Source organism: Arsenophonus endosymbiont of Aleurodicus floccissimus, assembly GCF_900343025.1.
Classification (GTDB): Bacteria; Pseudomonadota; Gammaproteobacteria; order Enterobacterales; family Enterobacteriaceae; genus Arsenophonus.
Genome location: NZ_OUND01000001.1, coordinates 53,127 through 73,308 on the forward strand (window position 1 = coordinate 53,127; position 20,182 = coordinate 73,308).

A 20,182-nucleotide genomic window follows, 5' to 3' on the forward strand; every position below is an offset into this window, starting at 1 on the left:
TTATCAACCTCCCGTTTTTCCTTTATGAGCTTTTTATTGATTAAATAAAGCCTAATAATATATGTTAATAAACGGTTGTTTCTAATTCAGATATCGTAGATGATAAAAGCGTTATTAACATGCTTTTGCATTGAGGAACTATGACAATGAATGAGGCAGATACTCATCGCCCAACAAATTTCATTCGCCAGATTATTGAAGAAGATTTGGCTACCGGTAAGCATACTCATGTATATACCCGTTTTCCACCTGAACCTAATGGTTATTTACATATTGGTCATGCCAAATCAATCTGTCTGAATTTTGGTATTGCAGAGGATTATCAGGGTCAATGCAACTTGCGTTTTGATGATACTAATCCGGTTAAAGAAGATGTTGAATATGTTAATTCTATTCAAGAAGATGTGAAGTGGTTAGGGTTTAATTGGAGTGGTAACGTAAAATATTCGTCAGATTATTTTGATGACCTTTATCAATATGCTATTGAGCTGATTAAAAAAGGCTTAGCTTATGTTGATGAATTAAGTCCCGATGCTATTCGTGAATATCGCGGAACTTTAAAGCAGCCAGGTAAAAATAGTCCATATCGTGATCGCACTATTGAGCAGAATTTGCAGCTATTTGACAAGATGCGAGCAGGTGGATTTGAAGAAGGTAAGGCCTGTCTACGTGCTAAAATCGACATGTCATCCTCTTTTATTGTCATGCGCGATCCGGTATTATATCGGATAAAATATGCTGAACACCACCAATCGGGTAATAAATGGTGTATTTATCCCATGTATGATTTTACTCATTGTATTTCGGACGCATTGGAGGGGATTACCCACTCACTTTGTACCCTGGAATTTCAAGATAATCGCCGGTTATATGATTGGGTATTAGATAATATTACCATTGATTGTCATCCAAGACAGTATGAGTTTTCGCGTCTAAATCTTACCTATACGGTGATGTCAAAACGTAAACTAAATCAGTTAGTGGCGGAAAATAGGGTTGAAAACTGGGATGATCCCAGAATGCCAACCATTTCAGGTTTACGTCGTCGTGGTTATACGGCAGCGTCGATTCGTGAATTTTGTCGGCGTATTGGCGTGACTAAGCAAGATAATACTGTTGAAATGGCAGCATTGGAATCTTGTATTCGTGATGATCTAAATGAAAATGCACCACGGGCAATGGTTGTATTACATCCCATAAAGTTAGTGATTGAAAATATGTCTGCTGATGAGCAAATGCTGACGATGTATAATCACCCCAATAAACCTGAGATGGGCACTCGACAAGTGCCATTTAGTCGGGAACTTTATATCGATCGGGCTGATTTTCGTGAAGAAGCTAATCGGCAATATAAGCGCTTAGTTTTGGGTAAAGAAGTGCGTTTACGTAATGCTTATATTGTACAAGCTAATCGGGTTGATAAAAATGCAAAAGGTAACATTACCACGATTTATTGTACTTATGATGCTGATCCATTAAATAAAGATTCTGCTGATGGACGTAAAGTCAAAGGCGTTATCCATTGGGTCAGTGCATCACATGCCCTGCTAGCAGAGATCCGATTATATGATCGCTTATTTACTGTGCCCAATCCTGCCACAGAAGCGGATTTTTTAGCTACCATTAATCCTGATTCTTTAGCGATTCGGTATGGATTTGTTGAACCAAGTTTAATTACCGCGCAACCAGGAAAAGCTTATCAGTTTGAGCGCGAGGGTTATTTTTGTGCAGATAGCCATGATCACACTGCTAAGCAGCTGGTATTTAATCGCACGGTAGGCTTAAGAGATAGTTGGGCAAAAATAGCCAGCTAAGAAATTACCCCGTTAAGAGTTATGGTAAAAAGCGTGGCTATATAAACCACGCTTTTTATTAAAAAATATCGTCATTATTGTTCACGAGATATTTTTATGAACAGAAAAATGGCTTTCTGTTATAAATTTTTATTCGTTTAGAGCAAGTCAAAAAATATGTAGTCAATATCCTTATCAAAAAAATCAATTGGTTACTAACAAGGATGTTATATCATGCTTAAGTTTATTAATTCATCTCTTCCAATAAAAAAGCGGTTTTACAAGCAGAACTGCAAACGATATCACCTAAGGTCAATTTCCACCTGTCCGTTAAAAAGTATTTATAACAGTGATGCTGTTATATCGGTACAAAAAAGGCCATTAAAGGATTTGCATACTTGTCAAAAATTAAGTTTTCTAATAGATAAAGCAAGCAGTGAGCAATGTTATCATAATGCTCTATTGGCTGATTTTGTTTACAATCGTGACTTCACAATTTTAGAAGCAACCCGGTGGGGAATTGATCGTGGATTGGTAAGGTTTGTGTCTAAAATGACTAATATAAAACTTTATCCACAAGATGGTCTATTAGAAGATAGTCATACTGGATTGGTGGCTTATATCTTTCGCAATAAGGTTGAGCGGGAAATTCGATTGGTATTTGGTGGGACAACCAGCGGTCATGGAGTGAGCGGTGAGGGGCTCCACGTTATATAAAAAATATTAATAATTTTATTAAGCAATGCGAGGCAAATATTCATAATGTATTTGGCGGTATTCCTGCTTGCTATATATAGGCTGCGCAATTAATGCATAATCTGCAACAACTAGTTCAAATGAATGGGGAATGGATACAGGCTTTCAACCAGTGGTTATTCATTAGGTGGTGGTTTAGCTGCTTATGCACCACTGAAGGTATCTAGCAAAGAAAATGTTATTTTGGCGGAATGTTTTAGCAGTGCTCAATTTGGCAGAGGTTTTGCAGCGCGATTTGTTAAAGCAACATGGTAGTTTAGATTTAGAGAAAGCTATGCGCAATATCAATCATCATTATGTCGGAAGGTGATGTTATTCCGAAGATGGATAAGTTTTTTGCGGTTGATCATATTGGTAAAATTAATATTATTCCCCAAGCAACTAACAAAAAAGACAAATTTTTAACGGCACATTTAAATTATGTCAAGCATAGTCTTATTTATGCGCTACAAACTTGAAAGTAAAAGGAGAAATTGGGTTGCAATTCTCCTTTTACTTTTAACTGATTAATAACAAAAATAGTAATAGGCTGGGTTATTTTTCTTCTTTACGGTTGCGGGCAGTGTGGCCCAAATCGTTTTCATCACAATGATCTTTTTTGGAGCAATGTCCATATAGATAAAGACTGTGATTAGAAAGTTTGATGCCGTGACGTTCCGCAATATTTTTTTGTCGTGTCTCAATGGATTCATCGCTGAATTCAATGACTTTACCACAATCTAAGCAAATTAAGTGATCATGGTGATGTTGTTGTGTCAACTCAAAAACCGATTTACCGCCTTCAAAATTATGGCGAGTTACAATACCCGCGTCATCAAATTGATTTAGAACACGATAAACCGTTGCGAGGCCAATTTCTTCTCCCATATCAATGAGTTTTTTATAGAGATCTTCCGCACTGACGTGATGGCATTCTGGCTCTTGTAATACCTCTAAAATTTTTAAACGTGGAAGTGTTACTTTAAGCCCTGCATTCTTCAATGCTTTATTGTTGTCGGTCATGCGGATCCTACCTTGTTACATTAGCAGTGAATTCAATAATATCAAAACATCGTTAACAGTAGTTATACTGTTTATTTCAAACTAATTTTATAATTATATATGTCATAATATCATTACACAATTTGCAGGAATTATCATATACAAAAAATAATGACATCTATCAATTGATGATAGCTTGTAAATTTAGCTCTTCGGATATTTGTTTTACCCAGCTTTCCACTCGCTCAGCGGTTAGTTCCGGTTGCCGGTCTTCATCAATGGCAAGGCCAATAAAGTTAGAGTCATCAGCGAGCCCTTTTGATGCTTCGAAGTGGTAACCTTCTGTCGGCCAATGGCCAACAATGATAGCACCGTTAGGTTGAATAATCTCTTTCACAGTACCCATGGCATCACAAAAATATTCCGCATAATCTTCTTGATCGCCACAACCAAAAATAGCTACTAGCTTATTGGTAAAATCAATTTCTTCTAATGTCGGAAAGAAGTCATCCCAATCACACTGTGCTTCACCATAATACCAGGTAGGAATACCGAATAGTAAAATATCAAATGCTTCAATATCCTCTTTACTGCTTTTAGCAATATCATGAATTTCAGCAATATCAGCGCCACCAAGGGTTTCTTGGATCATTTTGACAATATTTTCTGTATTGCCAGTATCACTGCCGAAGAAGATACCTATGATTGCCATAAAGTAAATAAACCTCTTAATTTTAATTTGAGTTGTTTTGTTATCTTATCGTTATTAACAGTAGTAATAGCAAAGATAATAACGATTTATTAATAAATAATTAAATAACCGTTATTTTGACGAAAATAACTATATAATTCTGTCAATTTTGTGTGTTTTATGCAAAATAAACCAGTAAAATTGCAATTCATCGGTTTTTATTTGCTAATTGTGTCAATAATATTTGTTCTATTAATTCACTACGGCTTATTTTTTGTTCTTGAGCTAGCATATTTAATGCCGCAACAGCACGCTCATTGATTTTTAATTCGACACGGCGTAAACCTTTGCTTTTATCACGTTTTAACTGATTACGTTTATTAATTTTTAATTGTTCATGTCGAGATAAAGGATTGGTTTTTGGACGCCCTGGTTTAGGTTCATCGGCGAATAAATCCCGGGTCGTGCGATCAGTCTGCTCTTTTGCCATAAATTTAAATGTTGATGGAAATTTGCTAATTACTTAAACCAATCATACCCTAGCATGATAACTATCGCTACTAACAGATAAAATATACTCAATTGTTGAAGCAGCCTATTAGTGAGTAATTGCAGTTAGCAATAGCCAGTAAAACGTATAAAAAGTGATCTTACTGGCGACTGGCGCTATTTTTAAGCATTAATTTTTGTCATTGTTCCTATTTGTTGATGCCAAAGTTGAGCATAAAACCCATTTAACTTGAGCAGATTATCATGGCTATCGAATTCAATCACTTGACCTTCATTAATCACACAAATTTTATCAGCGTGACGAATGGTATTAAGGCGGTGGGCAATACTAATAACAGTCCGACCAGCAGACAAATAATGCATATTTTTCATGATAGCGGCTTCTGAGTCATAATCTAGTGCCGGAAGTGGCCTCATCAAGAATTAAAATGCGTGGTTGTGTTACAGGGCTCTGGCAAGTGCTATACGTTGCCGTTGTCCTCCTGATAAGTTCATACCTCTCTCTGTTAACTGCGTATTGAAACCATGAGGAAGTTGTTGAATAAAATCCAGTGTGCCTACAATTTGCACTGCCTGGGTCATGGCTTCGTCAGAAGTTGCCGGTTGGCTTAAGCGGAACCGAGCCTGCAAACAAAATACTTTCTTGAAGTACTACACTCATATTAAGACGTAAAGTAACAGGATCGGCGACAGCTAGATTCATACCATCAATAGTAGTTTGACTCTACTGAGGAACATAAAGTCGTTGTAATAACTTTGTTAAGGTACTTTTTCCTGATCCTGAAGGGCCTATGATACCGATAAATTGTCCGGCCTTAATTGACAAGGATAAATTCTGCAATACTTCTGGCATGTCGTTAGCATAACGAAATCTGATATGATTAAATTCAATATTACCATTAATAGATGCTGTATTGGCTAACCCCTTTTGGTCAAATTCAGTAGGTTCATCAAGAATATCACCAACACGTTTAAGTGCGATAAGGGTATGCTGAAAATCTTGCCATACTTGCGCCAGACGAAGAATCGGCTGAGTAACATGAGCGCTAAGTATAAATACCCGTGATTGTTTTAGTAAGAAAAGTGGTATTATCGGCTTGAGCTTCATACTCTTTTTCTACCCGTTTACGAATAATCGGGCCAATTAATAGCTAAAAGATAAAATAAATAACGAATGAACCAACGACGATGCCAGCAAGTTGGGCACTGTAGTTGAATAACACGACAATAAATAATGCGACAAAAAATAGATCGATAAACAGCATTAATGTTGAGCCAGTCAGAAATTGCCTAATTTGCGCCATCTCACGAACTCGGGCAATAATTTGCCCTGTTTGTCGCTGTTTAAAATAGTCAAGCGGCAGTCCTAATAGATGACGATATAAGCGGCCGGATAATTCAGCATTAATCTGGCCAGAGGTATGATTAAAAATTTTATTACGAATAAAACTATAAATAGGTTCGGCTATTGCTAATGAGACATGACAAATGCTAAAATATGTAAGCTATTTAGGCTACGTCATACCAAAACTTTATCAATCAGATGTTGAAAAAGAATTAGGTGAATAAGGGCAAATATTTGTACAACTCTGGCGAGATATAAAAATATCTCTTAGTTTTTTATTTTGCCTAAAAACTGAAGGGGAAAACCAATCTAATCCAAACTTGATTTTTTTAGCAGTTAATTTTTTTTTCAGCCACGAGCAGTACTTTAAATTTGATTGGTTTTTGGGGCTTATTATAATGAGGAAAAGTTAATGTTTTCTCTGAACGCGGATTTATTACTTCAATAATTTGTAGCGTTATATTGGTAAATATCCACCATACGCCTTCTATTTCAATTAAAGCGGGTAACGGGATATGTTCCAGTCAGCGGGGTGCAAAAAAGCTTACTTTGCTTTTTAATTGCATATAATCCACACACTCTCGTAACTGCCAATCGGTTAGATGCTCAGATTCTAATCCTAAGGAGTGAGTTAGCTGTTCAATTGTGATGGATTTATTCAGTTTTTTACCCAGCTAGATTATTGCATCTAGGGCTTGGTTAGTGGTATTATTAGCTATTGCTACGCTAGAAAAAGTTTCCATCGCTTATTTCTCCCGCATTGATTCGGACAGATATTCACTAATTGGGCTTAAGAGATAATCAATCACACGCCGTTTATCGGTTTTGATTTCTGCCACAATGGACATGCCTGGTGTGATATCAATTGAATGACCATCAACCATCAGATTATTTTGTTTCAGGCTAATTTGCGCGGGAAAGATAAGTCCTAATTGCTCATCTTGGGCTGAATCACGGGAGATTGATAATACTTCCCCCCTCGATAGTACCATAACGGGTATAAGGGAAAGCATCAACTTTAACGGCGACGTTTTGCCCTGGGCGAATAAAACCAATGTCTTTATTTAAGATCTTAACTTCAGCAATTTGCACATCATTATCCGGTACAATGACCATCAAGTTTTGTGCTGGTTGTAATACTGCGCCTAAAGTATAAATGGTTAACTGTTGAACGGTGCCAGTAACCGGTGAGCGTACAATTTCTAACTGCTCTCGTTCGTCAAATTTTACGTATTCTTGTTCTAGCATTGACAGCTGGATCTCTGACTGTTTTTTTTTTATCGTTCCATGCATGGTGTTTTTGTGATTGAAATGCATTGAGTCGCTCTTTTAGGTTTTTTTCTTGTGAAACTAAAATATTCAATTCAGATGTTTGTTGAGCAATTAAACGCTTAGTTTCTAATAATTCTTTTTCCCACTCTAAATATTCTGATTTACTGATCATCTGTTTTTGACTTAAGGTTTGACGGGCTTATAAACTCTGTTTGATATTCTTTTTTAATAAAGAAAGCACATTAAGATCATTATTTTTTGCAGTTTGCGATGAATGATTAACTTCAATCTCAGAGGTTAAACTAGTCATTTGCGCATCAAATTGGGCTTTTTTATGGTGATAATTTTGGCTGATTTTTTCTTGTTGTCGTTTTGTTAATTGATGAAAGGTGAGTTGTTGGTGCGGAATTTTGTTTTCCAGTAGCGATTGGTAAAGCAATTTCTCAATTGTATGATACTTGATTTGATGTGAAATACCGATGATATCCTGACTAACACCCAGTGCGTCAAGGGTGAGCAGCGGTTCCCCTTTTTTTATATGTAATTCAGTTAATCGGCTCTGCTCATAAGCTTGAATAACTTGTGAGTGCCCCGACACGATAAGTCGTCCGGTTGAAGTGGCTTGAACATGTAATTGTCCCCAGTAGGCCCAACTAATAGTAATAACAACACCAATACTTAAGGTCAGTGCGGTTAAACGTACAAAAGGGGATAGTGGGCTATTCATCAGCGCCAGATGTGCCGGCAAGAAGTCATAATTATATGGCGGGGAAAACGGCTTTAACTTCCGTGTAATGCGATTTGTCATGAAGTTTCCTACTACTGCTTTAACGATTGTTGTAATGACCACAGATAGTGGTAATGTTTTTTAAGTTGCAATAATTGTGTATGGCTTCCTTGCTCAATAATTTTGCCTCGATCCATGACAATAATATGATGGTGATGACTAACCGTTGATAAGCGGTGTGGAATAGTAATTACGGTACGCCCTTGGGCAATTTTTTGCATATTTTGTTGGATCATGGCTTGTGTTTGATCATCCAAAGCGCTGGTGGCTTCATCAAAGATCAGAATACGAGGATTGCTAAGTAGTGTGCGAGCAATAGCAATACGCTGGCGCTGACCGCCTGATAATGATTGGCCACCTTCAGCAATTAGTGAATCGTAAGCTAAAGGCATTTTTAAGATGAAATTATGGGCACCGACTAATTTAGCGGCGGTAATCACTTCATCTAAAGTCGCATCAGGTTTTGATTGAGCAATATTGTTAAATACTGACTGATTAAACAGAAAATTTTCCTGTAATACGATACCAATTTGTTGTTGTAAGCTAGCGATGTTGATTTGGTAAAGGGGAATATAATCAAGTAATATGCCGCTTTTTTCTGGTGTATAAAGGGGTAATAACAGACGTGCTAAGGTACTTTTACCGGAACCTGAAGCACCGACAATGCCTATCATCTCTCCGGCTTTAATGGATAAATTATATTGATTAATAATAAGGGGAAGATCTGGTTGATAGCGAAAATCCACATTTTGAAACTGGATTTTGCCGGTTAATTGCGGGTGCAAACCATCACTATGTTGTTCGGCTGGTAAATTAATGATTTGTGCTAGTTTATCAATGGCAACCCGAGTACGGATATAATCCCCCTATAATTGCACCAATTTCCCCAATGGTTGACTACTGTGAGAGACCATCATTTGAAAGGCGATTAATTGGCCTATCGTCATATTTAATGCCAGTACTTCCGCAGCTCCAAGCCATAAAATTATCGCCATAGTCAATTTTCAATGAGCATGACAATATGACTGCCTTGTGAATGTATTTGCTGTGCCTGAAAGTTACTCGCAACCATGTCGGCGGTTTGCGTATCCCAACGGCGGATAAAACGTGGCTCAACCGCTAAACTTTTAACGGTTTCACTGCCAGCGACGCTTTCAGTTAAAAAAGAGGTATTGATTGCCGCATGCATAAATTGTTTTTCGGCCGCTTTTTCTATCTTTGGCGTTATTCGCCAGGCTAACAGTAAATAACAGGGAATAGACAGTAAAAAATGAGTGTTAGTGTCGTTGATAGAATCGACATTACGTAGATGAAGACGAATAAAAAAAGCACGTCGACCATCAAAGTAAACATACTGCCGGTTAAAAATTCACGGATTGTTTCTAATTCTCTAACCCGATTAACAATTGTGCCTACTTGACGGGTCTTGAAAAAGGAGAAGGGTAAGTGTAATAGATGCCTAATCAGTTTTAATCCGAGCCGGATATCAATACGGTTAGCGGTATGGACATAGATATATTCTCTGAAATCTTTTAATATAACCTCAATAAACGCGGCAATTATTAAGACAAAAATAAGCACATCTAAAGTGCTAAAAGCCTGATGGATAAGTACTTTATCCATAATAACTTGAATAACAATCGGTGATAATAGAGCCAGTATTTGTAATACAAATGAGAAAAACAAGATTTCAATGAATGTCTGTTTATGCTTTAAGAATTCAGGTATAAACCAACGAATATCAAAACGGGATTGTTTTTGATTTATTTTGAGCCAATTTCCATTCCATTGTTGAAGAAAAGCTTGTTTCTGCCAAATTTCTGGTGGTTTATTATCAGCCGCTTGTATTAAAACTTGCTCATCATTATAGCTCGCTAGTATATATGGGATATTAGCGTTATCATAAATAATAGCGGGTAGGATCAGACGCGATAGCTCTTTTTTTTGGCAGCTTTTTTTCTTTACGGTAATTTGATATTTTTGTTGGATTTTTTATACAATCAACATAATTATCATGCTGAGTTATTTCTTTATTATATTCATTTAAATTTATTTTATTATTCAATCTTATGATAATAGAAATTAATTTAAGGTTTTTTTGGTCATTTTCATCCATATTAAATAATCACAAATTAAAATATAAAGCAATTTAAATATATTTAATTTTAATAAAAGGCTTTATTATTAGTTGAAAAGTTTATTCTATCGTCTTATTTTTAAGACTAGTTATATTTTTAGGCTGAATTAAAATTATTATTTGTTACAAATTAGTTTATGAATATGAAAAGAATTAAAGGAATAATATATTGTAGATGATTTATTGTTTATCAGCTGGAATGGCGAGAAAACGATGAATAGCTCGGATGACAGCTGCTGGATTTTCAGCATGCACCTAGTGACCACATCCCATAATAATCTGTCGATGAGCTTGTGGAAATTGAGCAATAATATCTTTGCGATATGCTTCGCTAATATAATCGGCAAGGCTACCATGAAAATATTTTACTATTTATATAAATAATGTGACTAATGTCCGATCTCAATAAAGATATTTTTATTCATGGTAAGGTAAAATTATTAAGCAGTTTCTATACTCATTGAGAATCAAAGCGAAAACTTTTTTATTAAAAGACTAAGCTTAAGTAATTGAAACATTGATTGTTTTGTTTTTTAAGTTTATATCTTATAATTGACAGTTAATTTTAATTAAAACAGATTGAAATAACAGGAAAACGATTGAAGTTGACGAAGAACTTTACCGCTATATCGCTAATCATACCCAGCATATAGGTGAAAATGCATCGGTTATATTACAACGTCTATTAGGGTTTGACGTTAGTCAGTCGCATATTCCACTCTCGGTCACCGTAAGTAATATAACGGCAGGAGTAAAAAAAGATAAAGTAGTTTTTCCCCATGATGCAGTAAAAGTGATGCATGATTTATTGCTTTCCAACAATTATACAACTAAAAGCAAAGCGATTGATCGCTTTATGCTTATTTTATCTTTTATCCACTCTATACAATTTAAATAAACAAGCTTTTGTGGTAGCAACAGAATCAACCCATGGAAGGACGCGCATTTATTTTGCGAACGATAAATAGACCTTATTGGCTAGCGGTAAGCAGACAAAACCTCGCCTGATACCTGATACGTTTTATTGGGTAATTACCAATACCAACACCAATCGTAAACGCAATATGATTGAACAAATTATGCAAGATATGAAATTTCCTGTTGAATTGGTTGAGAAGGTATGTGGTACGATTTAAACAAATATTATTGGTCGCTTAGTTATTATTGCTATGTGTACCACTGTTGCTGCGGAGAGAAATAAGTGGCATTACATAAACGTGCTGGGCAATCTGCCCAACAAAGTGATTTAATAAATGTTGAACAGTTGGTCGCACAATATTATTCACTACAACCGCAAGTAAAAAATCCTGCTCATAGCGTTAAATTTGGTACATCAGGTCATCGTGGTAGCGCTTATCGTCATAGTTTTAATGAGCAACATATTTTAGCGATTACACAAGCTATCATCGAAGTCCGTCGATTAAATGGAATTACTGGCCCGTGTTTAGTGGGAAAAGATACTCATGCTTTGTCCGCGCCTGCTTTTATGACGGTTGTTGAAGTGTTGATCGCAAATGGGGTTGAAGTCATCGCGCAACAAGACGATGGTTTTACACCAACACCGGCTATTTCTCACGCTATATTGGATTATAATCGTCAGCATAAAGCAAAAGCTGATGGTATTGTGATCACGCCTTCACATAATCCTCCAGAAGATGGTGGCATCAAATATAATCCACCTCATGGCGGCCCGGCTGATGAAGCACTAACGGTTAAAATTGAACGCCGGGCAAATCAATTTATTGCCGATCAATTATTAGCTATCCAACGTATCAATTATCAGGTCGCTATTAAAGATCCTCACTATCAACAACAAGATCTTGTTGAGCCTTATGTGGTTGCTTTGAGCGATGTTATTGATATCGCTGCGATCAAAAAAGCTGGATTAAAAATAGGTGTGGATCCGTTAGGGGGCTCCGGAATAAATTATTGGAAACGTATTGCTGAACATTATCAACTCGATTTAGAGTTAGTTAATGAACAAATAGATCCAACATTTAGTTTTATGCCTTTAGATCATGATGGTGTGATCCGGATGGATTGTTCTTCGCGTTGGGCGATGAAAGGCTTATTGGATTTGCGAAATAAATTTGATTTAGCTTTTGCTAATGATCCGGATTATGATCGTCATGGAATTATAACGTCAGCGGGATTGATGGATCCAAATCATTATCTCGCGGTTGCTATCGATTATCTCTTTCGACATCGACCTCAATGGAAAAAAGAGGTTGCGGTGGCCAAAACATTAGTCTCTAGTGCCATGATCGATCGTGTGGTTGCCGATTTAGGACGTGAATTAGTTGAAGTACCGGTTGGTTTCAAATGGTTTGTTGATGGTTTATATCAGGGTAAGTATGGTTTTGCTGGTGAAGAGAGCGCTGGGGCAACTTTCTTACGATTTGATGGAACACCATGGACGACTGACAAAGATGGTATCATTCTCTGTTTGTTAGCCGCTGAAATGACCGCGGTGACAGGGAAACCCCCGCAGCAGCGGTATCAAGAACTTGCTCATCGTTTTGGTGAACCTTGCTATAGTCGTATCCAGGCTAAAGCTAGCCATCAACAAAAACAACGTTTAGCTAAATTGTCCGCGGAAATGGTATCTGCATATATGCTGGCCGGAGATCCGATTATTGCCCACTTAACCAAAGCGCCAGGTAATGGCGCAGCGATTGGTGGTTTAAAAGTAATAACAGATTATGGTTGGCTCACTGCACGACCATCAGGCACTGAAGAAGCTTATAAAATTTACTGTGAAAGTTTTCGTGGTAAGGAGCATCTTAAGTTGATTGAACAGGAAGCTATCCAAATTGTTAATCAAGTTATTGCAGATTGAGCAGTTTATTATCTGTTGCGCCGTAAAACTCCGTCCTTTAGATGGGTATGTAAAGCGTGGTCTTCAGATTAGCTAACTTTTGCCACTGTTCAATATATTGCCGAATGATCGATATTGGAGCACCGCCACATAAGTGTCAGGTATGCGGATATAATGCGAACGCAGATATCAACAGTGCTCGTAATATTTTAGCGGCAGGATAAGCCGTGCTTACCTGTAGAGGGATGGTGCAATTAGACCGCCCGTTGAAGCAGGAACATACCGAAATGATCCAGACTTCGGTCTGAACCTAGTAGGATCCTAGCCCTTCAGGGCGGGGAGGATTTCAATCAATATTGTTGCTTAGTTAAATGAAGTAACATTCTGTTTGAACACCCACTAGACACGCAGGATTTTTTGCAATAGAATATTCAGTATTGATTCCTCAAATATTAGCTCTTCCCAGGTTCCAAAACGAGTGTGTTGGCCGTTTTTCCTGGTTGTAGAGGAAGTGGCTCCCCCTTTTACCCAGTGATCATGTCCGGCAAGGAACCATGGACTTATCGGATTACCACTTTGCCCGCCAGGCATTGTTAGCGTACCTTGATGCTCTTTCGCCGGAGCAACAACCAGCTGACTGGATGCACCAAAACCAGGGCGATTAACATGGGGCATATTATGATCACCTGATAATGGGTTCGATGGTGCCGCAAACCAGGGGTGCAAAAAACTAAGCACATGTACAAACGGATGAACAATATCAGCCTTGTTGTTCTGTCCCCAGGTTGCCTCAGTGAGTTTTTTTCCTCCACTGGTCAGTGAAGTCAGTACGGTATCCAGTTGATTAACAAGAAAATCAGCCCAACAATTATATGGAGAAGGGATCCATTTTTTCAGCCTTGATTAAGGTTATCACCGTCTCATCCCAACGGTTATTGGCTTTCATATAGCTGGCTTGAGACCATTGCGCGGTTAGTATTTTATCAACCTTACTGAATATGCCACTATAAATCATGTCACGCCATGCTGATAATAGCAGATATCCGACAGAATCAATGCAAGCAGAATCCTGCCATTCAGTAATAAAATCCGCTGCCTCTTTACAAAGTTTATAACCCATCACATGTTCATCTAGTAACGGTAATAATAATACGTTTTTCCATTTTTGTATAAAAGGCGCTCTATCATCTAGTTGAATCGATCTCATAACATCGGCAGAGATTTTATCAGCCTGTTTAAGGCAGCGTTTTCTTTCCCCGGAGTGGAACCCCAATATCTGCGCTACCATCGCCAATATAAAGGTATTCAGCTGGCATGCCTGATGCCTTGGTAACATCGATCGCCTCACGAACATTGTTAGTCTCGTTTAAGGATAAGAAATTCAGTGAAATGGCTTGTGGTAACTGGAGAACTCAACGCATGGCTAAATTTCCTTCCTGGGTCGACACCACAGGCCCCAAAAGGACTAACGGTGATATTTAGTTCAACAGTGTCATATCCTCCCAACAATTTTCTTACTTTTATCATTTCTTGATGAACTGTCCAGTGTGTTATTGGTTCCTTGGTTCGTATAAAATCAAAAGTACTGGCATAAGCATTTGTGAGCCCCCAAGCAATACTGCCATTACTTCCCACAACAGTCGCCGGTAATCCCGGAAGGGTCAGTCCAGAAAGGGTGATATTTTTACCTTGTCGGTACAATATGTTATTTTTGCGCGGTACCAGTAATTAGGCAGCATAAGCTCAAGATGCATATCGTTGGCCAGCATAGCATGTCCACTTTCGCTGTGCTGACCATCGACAATACAGCCATTACTCTCGACATATGTATGTTCCGAAGGTAATAAGGGAGCGCTGTCACTGTTTTGTCCCCACCATACAGGTGGTGCAGGCGGAGTACCTGTTAATGGGGTATCCCATTCGCTCGTATCTGGCATAAGAAACGCCAGTTGTTCTGTTTGGATGTGTCTAGCAAACCAGCCACGCGCATAAAGCCGCGGAGCCTGATTTTGTTGAAGCGCGGATGACAACGCATACAAAACAAGTAAGCTATCTTCATCCCTCCAGTCAGCGGGAGTTGTCAGTAATGCAAGATATTCAAAATGGCGGCTCGCTAATGAAGCTAGCCCAGCGTTAACTCCACGGCTGTATTGAGTGAGAATTTTCTTTTCTGAGACAGGGAGTTTTGTCAGAGTGTCGCGTGCTTTTGTGCGAAATTGCCATAGCCGGTTTTGCTGGTCCGTTTTTAGCGCAGCAAGTACCCCTAACAATTCAGCCAGTTCACCTGCGGTCAGACGACGCATTAAATCCATCTGTGGAAATTGATCTTGTGCGTGAATAAAACCCAGAGCGTAGCTGACATCTTCCCGGGTTTTACCGCTAATACCTGGTATACCGAGCTCTGCATCCCAGGTAGATAATATTGACCTTACCGTTTAGCTGTGGTTGTTTCAGTATACCATCTAAATTGGGTAAACTGGGCTTACATAGTGCCTGTAGCCAAGCGGGCATATCTGATTTATTATCAGAAAGGTATTCAGCCCCTGAGATAAGACCGCTCAGAATTTCGGCACTGATGAGTTATTTAATCATGTGTTCAAAATACATTCCCGGACCAAGTCCTTATTCGTACCCCTAAATAACACCTTGTCCTTTCAGTATTTTCCTGTTGTTGATTAAGGTAATTTATCTTTCCGGTATATATTTTCAGTTTGTTTATCTTCCTCTATATTGCTTATCAAAAATTACATTTTGATTTTTTATTAAATTACAGGGCATTAACCATATGTGCGAAAATGTATGGAATAAGTTTGATATCATGGCAAAAAAGAGAAGAAACTAACACAATCATGAGTAGCAAAATATCTGATATTGAGTTCAGCTATCTTTTACTTTTGGCAAATGAATAACCTGATTTTGTTTTATTTAACGTGAAGATTGTTCGAACTAAATTAAATGAAACAAAATTTTGTCTTCCCCACGCCAGTGGAGGTGTTTCTTTATGGACATAAAATTTATTATTAAATTCAATGGATTAACAGAGTAAAAATTAAGAAACCTATTTAAAGATTAAAGATCTATCACAAAGGAATTATGGTGATATTTTTATCTAATATTGGGCGACTGATATTAATCAGAAGATTGCTATCGTAAAATGTTAAACAAATCTTATTAATAGAAATTCACAGGTTTAACAAAAATTGAATTGAATGCTTATTCAAAAGATAGGGCGCGGGAAATTAAGCCTAACATGCCACAAAACACCCCTTGTTCATCGAAAAAGCTATTTTTATAAATCAATTCCGATTAGTATGACAATAAATTACATTAACAGTGATGTGGTAAAATGGTTTTTAGTAAACTTCTTTGCAAGAAATTTCCCCTTACCGTTACGTTAGTCAAGGGGAAAAAATTGATTTTACCAAAACCGATCATGAGCAGGAATTTTTAGCTAACAGCGTCTATCAGTCTAAGTCAGAGATCTCATAAATCATTAAGGAATTTTAAGAAAATATCATCATCACTTACAATAGGAACAAATTTAATGCCTAAAAATTTTTTTCGAATAGAGAAAAAAATAATTACATCAAGCAGCATCTGGATAAACAATTAGCGAAATATGACAAGGTAAACTACGTCTACACTGTGATGAATAAAAAAAATACAGATGATATGATAATTATTAGTGATTTATCTGATGATCTTGTCAATAACTATCTTAATAAAAAAATTCAAGATATTGATCCGGTCATTATTAAAGCATTAAATCAGGTTTCGCCTTTTTCTTGGGATGAAAATATTAAAATTAATTCCATATTTCTAGTTAAAAAAGTCTTTGAACCAATCAAAACGCTTAATATTATCCGGCATGCTTTTGTTTTGCATGATCACCTTAATAACTTAGCCATACTATCTCTCTATATAGATAAATTTTTAATAAAGGATATTGATTTTTTTATTAATAGTAATAAATATGAGCTTCAAGGACTCTTAATTCATACCCATGAAATGTTGATTTCACTTTATAAGGATGAAAATACAACCGAAAAGATTATATTTTCACCCCGTGAATCAGAAGTACTATACTGGTGCAGTATTGGAAAAACCTATTCAGAAATAGGCACCATACTTAATATAAGTACTTATACTGTAAAATTTCATATTGGAAATGTTGTAAAAAGCTTGGAGTTATTAATGCCAAACATGCCATCAGCTTAAGTGTAAAACTTAAGCTTATTTCTCGTCCAACGGATAAAAAGTAAATCTAACCTGAGGATAACGCATAATCTGATATAATTTAGGGAAACCATTAATACTTATCGGCGAACTAGCATCAATATACCTTCATCGTCTAATTAAGGTTCGTGTACTAAACCTTATGCATTCAGCGTAACAGGGTAAGTTTTCTTTATCGAGAATAGTATTCAATTCGCTGAATAAATCATCAACTAAGCCTTTACCTCTGAACGAAAGTTTTACCGCAAGAAGAGATATATAGTAATGACGAAAGTTATGTGGATGATATTGCTCAAGTCCGTCTATAAACGCTACGGCTTTTGAATAGTCTGATCCACAGATTTTGCGTAACTGGTTATCAATTTGAGTGAGTTCTTCTTTTGGCATTGGCATAGATTCAGGTCGGAAATAGACTAAACTAAAGCGCCAGCCTCATTTTCTGTAATAAGTATACCGCCATATTTGCTTGCAAGGTTAACGTATATACGAAAAAAATTCCGTAATACATCAATAAGACTATCACGGTCACGATCTGGAAACATAAGCTTGTGTACCGGTTTTTCAGAAAAGGCCGTCGCTAGAATATCATTGACATTTTCTAAATCAGTATTTTTTGCGTGTCTATATTTCATTATTGTTCCTCATCATTAAAATATAATAAAAAAGCGATCTTATTTTATTATTATTTAAATAATAATGAGATTAAAAAAGAACAATAATGAAAATAAAAATAAAATAAATTATTCTAAATAAAATAGAAATGTTAATATATAATAATAGTTGATAAGATCATTTAGATAAGTTAAATATATTTAACTTAAATAAATATATATATATATCAATAAAAACTATTTTGGTACTGGGACATGATTTTTATATTAATTTATTTTATATTTAATTTTGTTTATTTTCTTCTTGATTAACATTTAAATTTATTTTCAGAAATGGATTTAAAATACCGAAAAATAACGATGTTAAATTCAATTTTTTATTTTATTAGTCAATAATAATTTTTTAACAAAAAAAACGTTATATCCATTGGTACAAAAATATATTACATAAATAATTTATTACTAAAAAATAAACGCTGGTGCCTCTTTTTTATTTCCCCAATAAATAGCTCGAACACCGAGCAATCAAAACGATTGGTACAGTTACAGCGATCTCATTTTGCTCACTATTTGAGATCCCAGTGTGTTTAATCAACTTGTCAGTTGATATCTTAGTCATGTCAAATTGAAGTTTTCCATATTATTTTTTTAAAATATTATGAAATAGTTCATGCATTAATAATGCCTACCGATGATGAAAACAGCTAGCATATCAGAGGGACTAGTGTCGAGTATACCAACATGATTCTTAAATAAATGAGGTATAACAAACCGGTAAGGTTTAGCTATCAATGCCTGATTTCAGCGGGAGAGCTAGTATTTTTACCTTTTGTCATTTAACTCATTAATAATGAGATTATATTGCGTTATTAATGGGGTATGTTTAATTAAATTATATGAATAGAAAACTGTCAGTTTAAATTTGAGCTCTTATTTCGCGTTAATAATAAAAAATTAATACAAGGAAGTTATTCTCAATAAAAATTGCTAGATATATAAAAAATATATTTCCTTGGTTCATATAATTATAACTATTGATTCTATGTTATTGCTCTGCAAGCTCACATTCATGATCCTGAATCCGTTCAGCAGATACTCCTTTGGAGTTTTTTCCTATCCCCGCTAAAATAATGAAGGTGTCTGAATATCTATTAATCAGCCCAACTCCTGTATGTACTAATTTGCCTTGTTATTTTTTTAACTTTCTCTGCTACAGATTTAAATAGATTGCTATTCATTAATTCATTTAGACTTATTTTTCTGTAATAAAAAGAATAAGGTGGTATTGTTATCTGTTTTTTAGACCAGTTTATATTTATTTCTCTCACTGGTATTTTTGATATGATTTTATTTGCAGAATTAGATAAGCATGATATATGAATATGAAGCTGGTCCTGACTATGAGAATTTTTGGCGTTTAATGTTAATGAAATAAAACGTTCCTTAATCTGCTTACCAAGTCGTTCTATCAAAAATGTTTTTGCAAGCTATGCGCTATAAATATAATTTGGTGAATTGTTTTTTTGTAATTTATTATCTTCAATACCCGTTACTTTATCAGTTGGTAATAAAAGATATTGATATTTATCAACTTTGTATATCGCGATTTTTTCATTGATATCAACTAGGCTGCATGGTTGATAATTGTCTTTATTAATGTATTCTGGTACACAATTTTCATTTATTTTATGCCATAAAAAATTTCTGGCAGCATGTGCTGTATTTTTAGTGAGTATTAATACCACAAGTGAAAAGAATAAACATTTTGAATAATTCGTTTTTTAAATAATCCCTTATTTATAGTTATACTCGTGTCTAAATTATATAACTTAAATAGTATTGGTGAAACAATGGAAAAGTAAATTTTCTGTAACAATAATATTGAGTAGTTAAGGATGGCGCTGAATTTTAGTCGCTAAAACATAAAAGGGGTTCAGCGGATTTATTTATTGATTCTATAGTACAAACTGATGTTTATATAACATTGACAAGGTTTTCATTTCTTATAATAAAATTTCCCGAGTCCGGTAAATTTTAATTCCCAGAATTGCTTTATTTGATTCTAACCTAAATTAATTATCCGAAATAAGAGCGGATTGGTTAGGTTCTATATTAATATCCCTTTGACACTCCTTTGCCCTATAGGGTCGGAAGGTTGTTAATCTATAAAGGTCACATAATAGATTTGTTGGGTTAAATATTGATAAAACAGTGATAATGCAAAATATAAGTGCATTATCATAAT

25 protein-coding genes and 4 pseudogenes are annotated in these 20,182 nt (G+C 35.9%); 9 read left to right on the forward strand and 20 right to left on the reverse strand.

The window, feature by feature from the left end; translation table 11 throughout:
• Nucleotides 1–146 precede the first annotated feature (146 nt).
• The 4 genes from glnS to ARADI_RS19240 all read left to right on the forward strand — a co-directional run bounded on the left by glnS (nucleotide 147) and on the right by ARADI_RS19240 (nucleotide 3,007).
• Nucleotides 147–1,814, forward strand: coding sequence for a glutamine--tRNA ligase (glnS, locus tag ARADI_RS00290; protein ID WP_119710782.1), 1,668 nt, complete (start codon nucleotides 147–149; stop codon nucleotides 1,812–1,814).
• A 369-nt stretch (nucleotides 1,815–2,183) separates the two neighbouring features.
• The gene (locus ARADI_RS00295) at nucleotides 2,184–2,510 is read left to right on the forward strand and encodes a hypothetical protein (protein WP_119710783.1); all 327 of its coding nucleotides are present in this window, start codon (nucleotides 2,184–2,186) and stop codon (nucleotides 2,508–2,510) included.
• Between the two features lie 123 nt (nucleotides 2,511–2,633).
• Nucleotides 2,634–2,804: a hypothetical protein gene (locus ARADI_RS00300; protein WP_182853003.1), complete on the forward strand. Its 171-nt coding sequence runs from the start codon at nucleotides 2,634–2,636 to the stop codon at nucleotides 2,802–2,804.
• A 68-nt stretch (nucleotides 2,805–2,872) separates the two neighbouring features.
• Complete coding sequence (locus tag ARADI_RS19240; RefSeq protein ID WP_255420572.1) at nucleotides 2,873–3,007, forward strand: hypothetical protein; 135 nt, start codon at nucleotides 2,873–2,875, stop codon at nucleotides 3,005–3,007.
• Between the two features lie 76 nt (nucleotides 3,008–3,083).
• Here the strand turns inward: ARADI_RS19240 and fur are convergent, their stop codons facing one another.
• The 14 genes and pseudogenes from fur to ARADI_RS20370 form a co-directional block, all read right to left on the reverse strand.
• Nucleotides 3,084–3,551 carry a ferric iron uptake transcriptional regulator gene (fur, locus tag ARADI_RS00305; protein WP_119710784.1) on the reverse strand — a complete coding sequence of 156 codons (468 nt, stop codon included), beginning with the start codon at nucleotides 3,549–3,551 and terminating at the stop codon, nucleotides 3,084–3,086.
• Between the two features lie 160 nt (nucleotides 3,552–3,711).
• On the reverse strand, nucleotides 3,712–4,242 hold the full coding sequence (fldA, locus tag ARADI_RS00310) for a flavodoxin FldA (protein WP_119710785.1): 531 nt from the start codon (nucleotides 4,240–4,242) through the stop codon (nucleotides 3,712–3,714).
• A 187-nt stretch (nucleotides 4,243–4,429) separates the two neighbouring features.
• A complete protein-coding gene (ybfE, locus tag ARADI_RS00315; RefSeq protein WP_119710786.1) occupies nucleotides 4,430–4,711 on the reverse strand; it encodes a LexA regulated protein in 282 nt (93 codons plus the stop codon).
• 182 nt (nucleotides 4,712–4,893) lie between these two features.
• Nucleotides 4,894–5,151, reverse strand: a complete 258-nt coding sequence (locus ARADI_RS16855; protein ID WP_238149048.1) for a hypothetical protein — start codon at nucleotides 5,149–5,151, stop codon at nucleotides 4,894–4,896.
• Between the two features lie 21 nt (nucleotides 5,152–5,172).
• Nucleotides 5,173–5,301, reverse strand: a complete 129-nt coding sequence (locus tag ARADI_RS19245) for a hypothetical protein (protein ID WP_255420573.1) — start codon at nucleotides 5,299–5,301, stop codon at nucleotides 5,173–5,175.
• A 154-nt stretch (nucleotides 5,302–5,455) separates the two neighbouring features.
• The gene (locus ARADI_RS16860; protein ID WP_238149049.1) at nucleotides 5,456–5,839 is read right to left on the reverse strand and encodes an ATP-binding cassette domain-containing protein; all 384 of its coding nucleotides are present in this window, start codon (nucleotides 5,837–5,839) and stop codon (nucleotides 5,456–5,458) included.
• A gap of 43 nt (nucleotides 5,840–5,882) precedes the next feature.
• Entirely contained in the window at nucleotides 5,883–6,221 is a 339-nt protein-coding gene (locus ARADI_RS16865; protein ID WP_119710787.1) for an ABC transporter transmembrane domain-containing protein, read from the reverse strand.
• Between the two features lie 601 nt (nucleotides 6,222–6,822).
• The gene (locus ARADI_RS20340) at nucleotides 6,823–7,068 is read right to left on the reverse strand and encodes a hypothetical protein (protein WP_369406895.1); all 246 of its coding nucleotides are present in this window, start codon (nucleotides 7,066–7,068) and stop codon (nucleotides 6,823–6,825) included.
• Nucleotides 7,028–7,324: a beta-barrel domain-containing protein gene (locus ARADI_RS20345; protein ID WP_369406896.1), complete on the reverse strand. Its 297-nt coding sequence runs from the start codon at nucleotides 7,322–7,324 to the stop codon at nucleotides 7,028–7,030. The genes ARADI_RS20340 and ARADI_RS20345 overlap by 41 nt, the downstream gene beginning before the upstream one ends.
• Nucleotides 7,296–7,520 (reverse strand): hypothetical protein, encoded by a 225-nt coding sequence (locus tag ARADI_RS20350; protein WP_369406897.1) that lies wholly within the window; start codon nucleotides 7,518–7,520, stop codon nucleotides 7,296–7,298. Before ARADI_RS20350 ends, ARADI_RS20345 begins: the two co-directional genes overlap by 29 nt.
• 27 nt (nucleotides 7,521–7,547) lie before the next feature.
• A complete protein-coding gene (locus ARADI_RS20355; protein WP_369406898.1) occupies nucleotides 7,548–8,156 on the reverse strand; it encodes an HlyD family secretion protein in 609 nt (202 codons plus the stop codon).
• A gap of 11 nt (nucleotides 8,157–8,167) precedes the next feature.
• Entirely contained in the window at nucleotides 8,168–8,920 is a 753-nt protein-coding gene (locus ARADI_RS20360) for an ATP-binding cassette domain-containing protein (RefSeq protein WP_369406899.1), read from the reverse strand.
• 212 nt (nucleotides 8,921–9,132) lie between these two features.
• A pseudogene (locus tag ARADI_RS20365) lies at nucleotides 9,133–10,124 on the reverse strand (ABC transporter transmembrane domain-containing protein).
• Nucleotides 10,036–10,251 (reverse strand): hypothetical protein, encoded by a 216-nt coding sequence (locus ARADI_RS20370; RefSeq protein WP_369406900.1) that lies wholly within the window; start codon nucleotides 10,249–10,251, stop codon nucleotides 10,036–10,038. The pseudogene ARADI_RS20365 and the gene ARADI_RS20370 overlap by 89 nt, the downstream one beginning before the upstream one ends.
• Before the next feature lie 619 nt (nucleotides 10,252–10,870).
• Between ARADI_RS20370 and seqA the strand changes: the two are divergent.
• The 3 genes and pseudogenes from seqA to ARADI_RS00345 all read left to right on the forward strand — a co-directional run.
• Nucleotides 10,871–11,408: pseudogene (gene seqA / locus ARADI_RS00335) on the forward strand (replication initiation negative regulator SeqA).
• A 65-nt stretch (nucleotides 11,409–11,473) separates the two neighbouring features.
• Nucleotides 11,474–13,111: a phosphoglucomutase (alpha-D-glucose-1,6-bisphosphate-dependent) gene (pgm, locus tag ARADI_RS00340; protein WP_119710788.1), complete on the forward strand. Its 1,638-nt coding sequence runs from the start codon at nucleotides 11,474–11,476 to the stop codon at nucleotides 13,109–13,111.
• A 131-nt stretch (nucleotides 13,112–13,242) separates the two neighbouring features.
• A pseudogene (locus ARADI_RS00345) lies at nucleotides 13,243–13,398 on the forward strand (RNA-guided endonuclease InsQ/TnpB family protein); the annotation flags it as partial.
• 91 nt (nucleotides 13,399–13,489) lie between these two features.
• Here the strand turns inward: ARADI_RS00345 and ARADI_RS00350 are convergent.
• Genes ARADI_RS00350 through ARADI_RS00365 form a run of 4 tightly spaced genes read right to left on the reverse strand, consistent with a single transcriptional unit; the run spans nucleotide 13,490 to nucleotide 15,513 of the window.
• Nucleotides 13,490–13,987 (reverse strand): penicillin acylase family protein, encoded by a 498-nt coding sequence (locus ARADI_RS00350; protein ID WP_119710789.1) that lies wholly within the window; start codon nucleotides 13,985–13,987, stop codon nucleotides 13,490–13,492.
• On the reverse strand, nucleotides 13,959–14,426 hold the full coding sequence (locus tag ARADI_RS00355; protein WP_119710790.1) for a penicillin acylase family protein: 468 nt from the start codon (nucleotides 14,424–14,426) through the stop codon (nucleotides 13,959–13,961). Before ARADI_RS00355 ends, ARADI_RS00350 begins: the two co-directional genes overlap by 29 nt.
• A 20-nt stretch (nucleotides 14,427–14,446) precedes the next feature.
• Nucleotides 14,447–14,725 (reverse strand): hypothetical protein, encoded by a 279-nt coding sequence (locus ARADI_RS19250; RefSeq protein ID WP_255420574.1) that lies wholly within the window; start codon nucleotides 14,723–14,725, stop codon nucleotides 14,447–14,449.
• Between the two features lie 26 nt (nucleotides 14,726–14,751).
• Entirely contained in the window at nucleotides 14,752–15,513 is a 762-nt protein-coding gene (locus ARADI_RS00365) for a penicillin acylase family protein (RefSeq protein WP_119710792.1), read from the reverse strand.
• Between the two features lie 943 nt (nucleotides 15,514–16,456).
• Between ARADI_RS00365 and ARADI_RS19255 the strand changes: the two genes are divergently transcribed.
• Together ARADI_RS19255 and ARADI_RS00370 are read left to right on the forward strand one after the other, a co-directional pair.
• Nucleotides 16,457–16,579, forward strand: coding sequence for a hypothetical protein (locus tag ARADI_RS19255; RefSeq protein ID WP_255420575.1), 123 nt, complete (start codon nucleotides 16,457–16,459; stop codon nucleotides 16,577–16,579).
• A 156-nt stretch (nucleotides 16,580–16,735) separates the two neighbouring features.
• The gene (locus ARADI_RS00370; RefSeq protein WP_369406901.1) at nucleotides 16,736–17,308 is read left to right on the forward strand and encodes a LuxR C-terminal-related transcriptional regulator; all 573 of its coding nucleotides are present in this window, start codon (nucleotides 16,736–16,738) and stop codon (nucleotides 17,306–17,308) included.
• 431 nt (nucleotides 17,309–17,739) lie between these two features.
• Here ARADI_RS00370 and ARADI_RS00380 read toward each other — a convergent pair whose 3' ends face one another.
• Both ARADI_RS00380 and ARADI_RS20375 read right to left on the reverse strand, forming a co-directional pair.
• The gene (locus ARADI_RS00380; RefSeq protein WP_119710794.1) at nucleotides 17,740–17,958 is read right to left on the reverse strand and encodes a hypothetical protein; all 219 of its coding nucleotides are present in this window, start codon (nucleotides 17,956–17,958) and stop codon (nucleotides 17,740–17,742) included.
• Nucleotides 17,959–19,088: 1,130 nt separating this feature from the next.
• Nucleotides 19,089–19,682 (reverse strand): annotated as a pseudogene (locus ARADI_RS20375) (CDP-diacylglycerol diphosphatase).
• Nucleotides 19,683–20,182 lie beyond the last annotated feature (500 nt).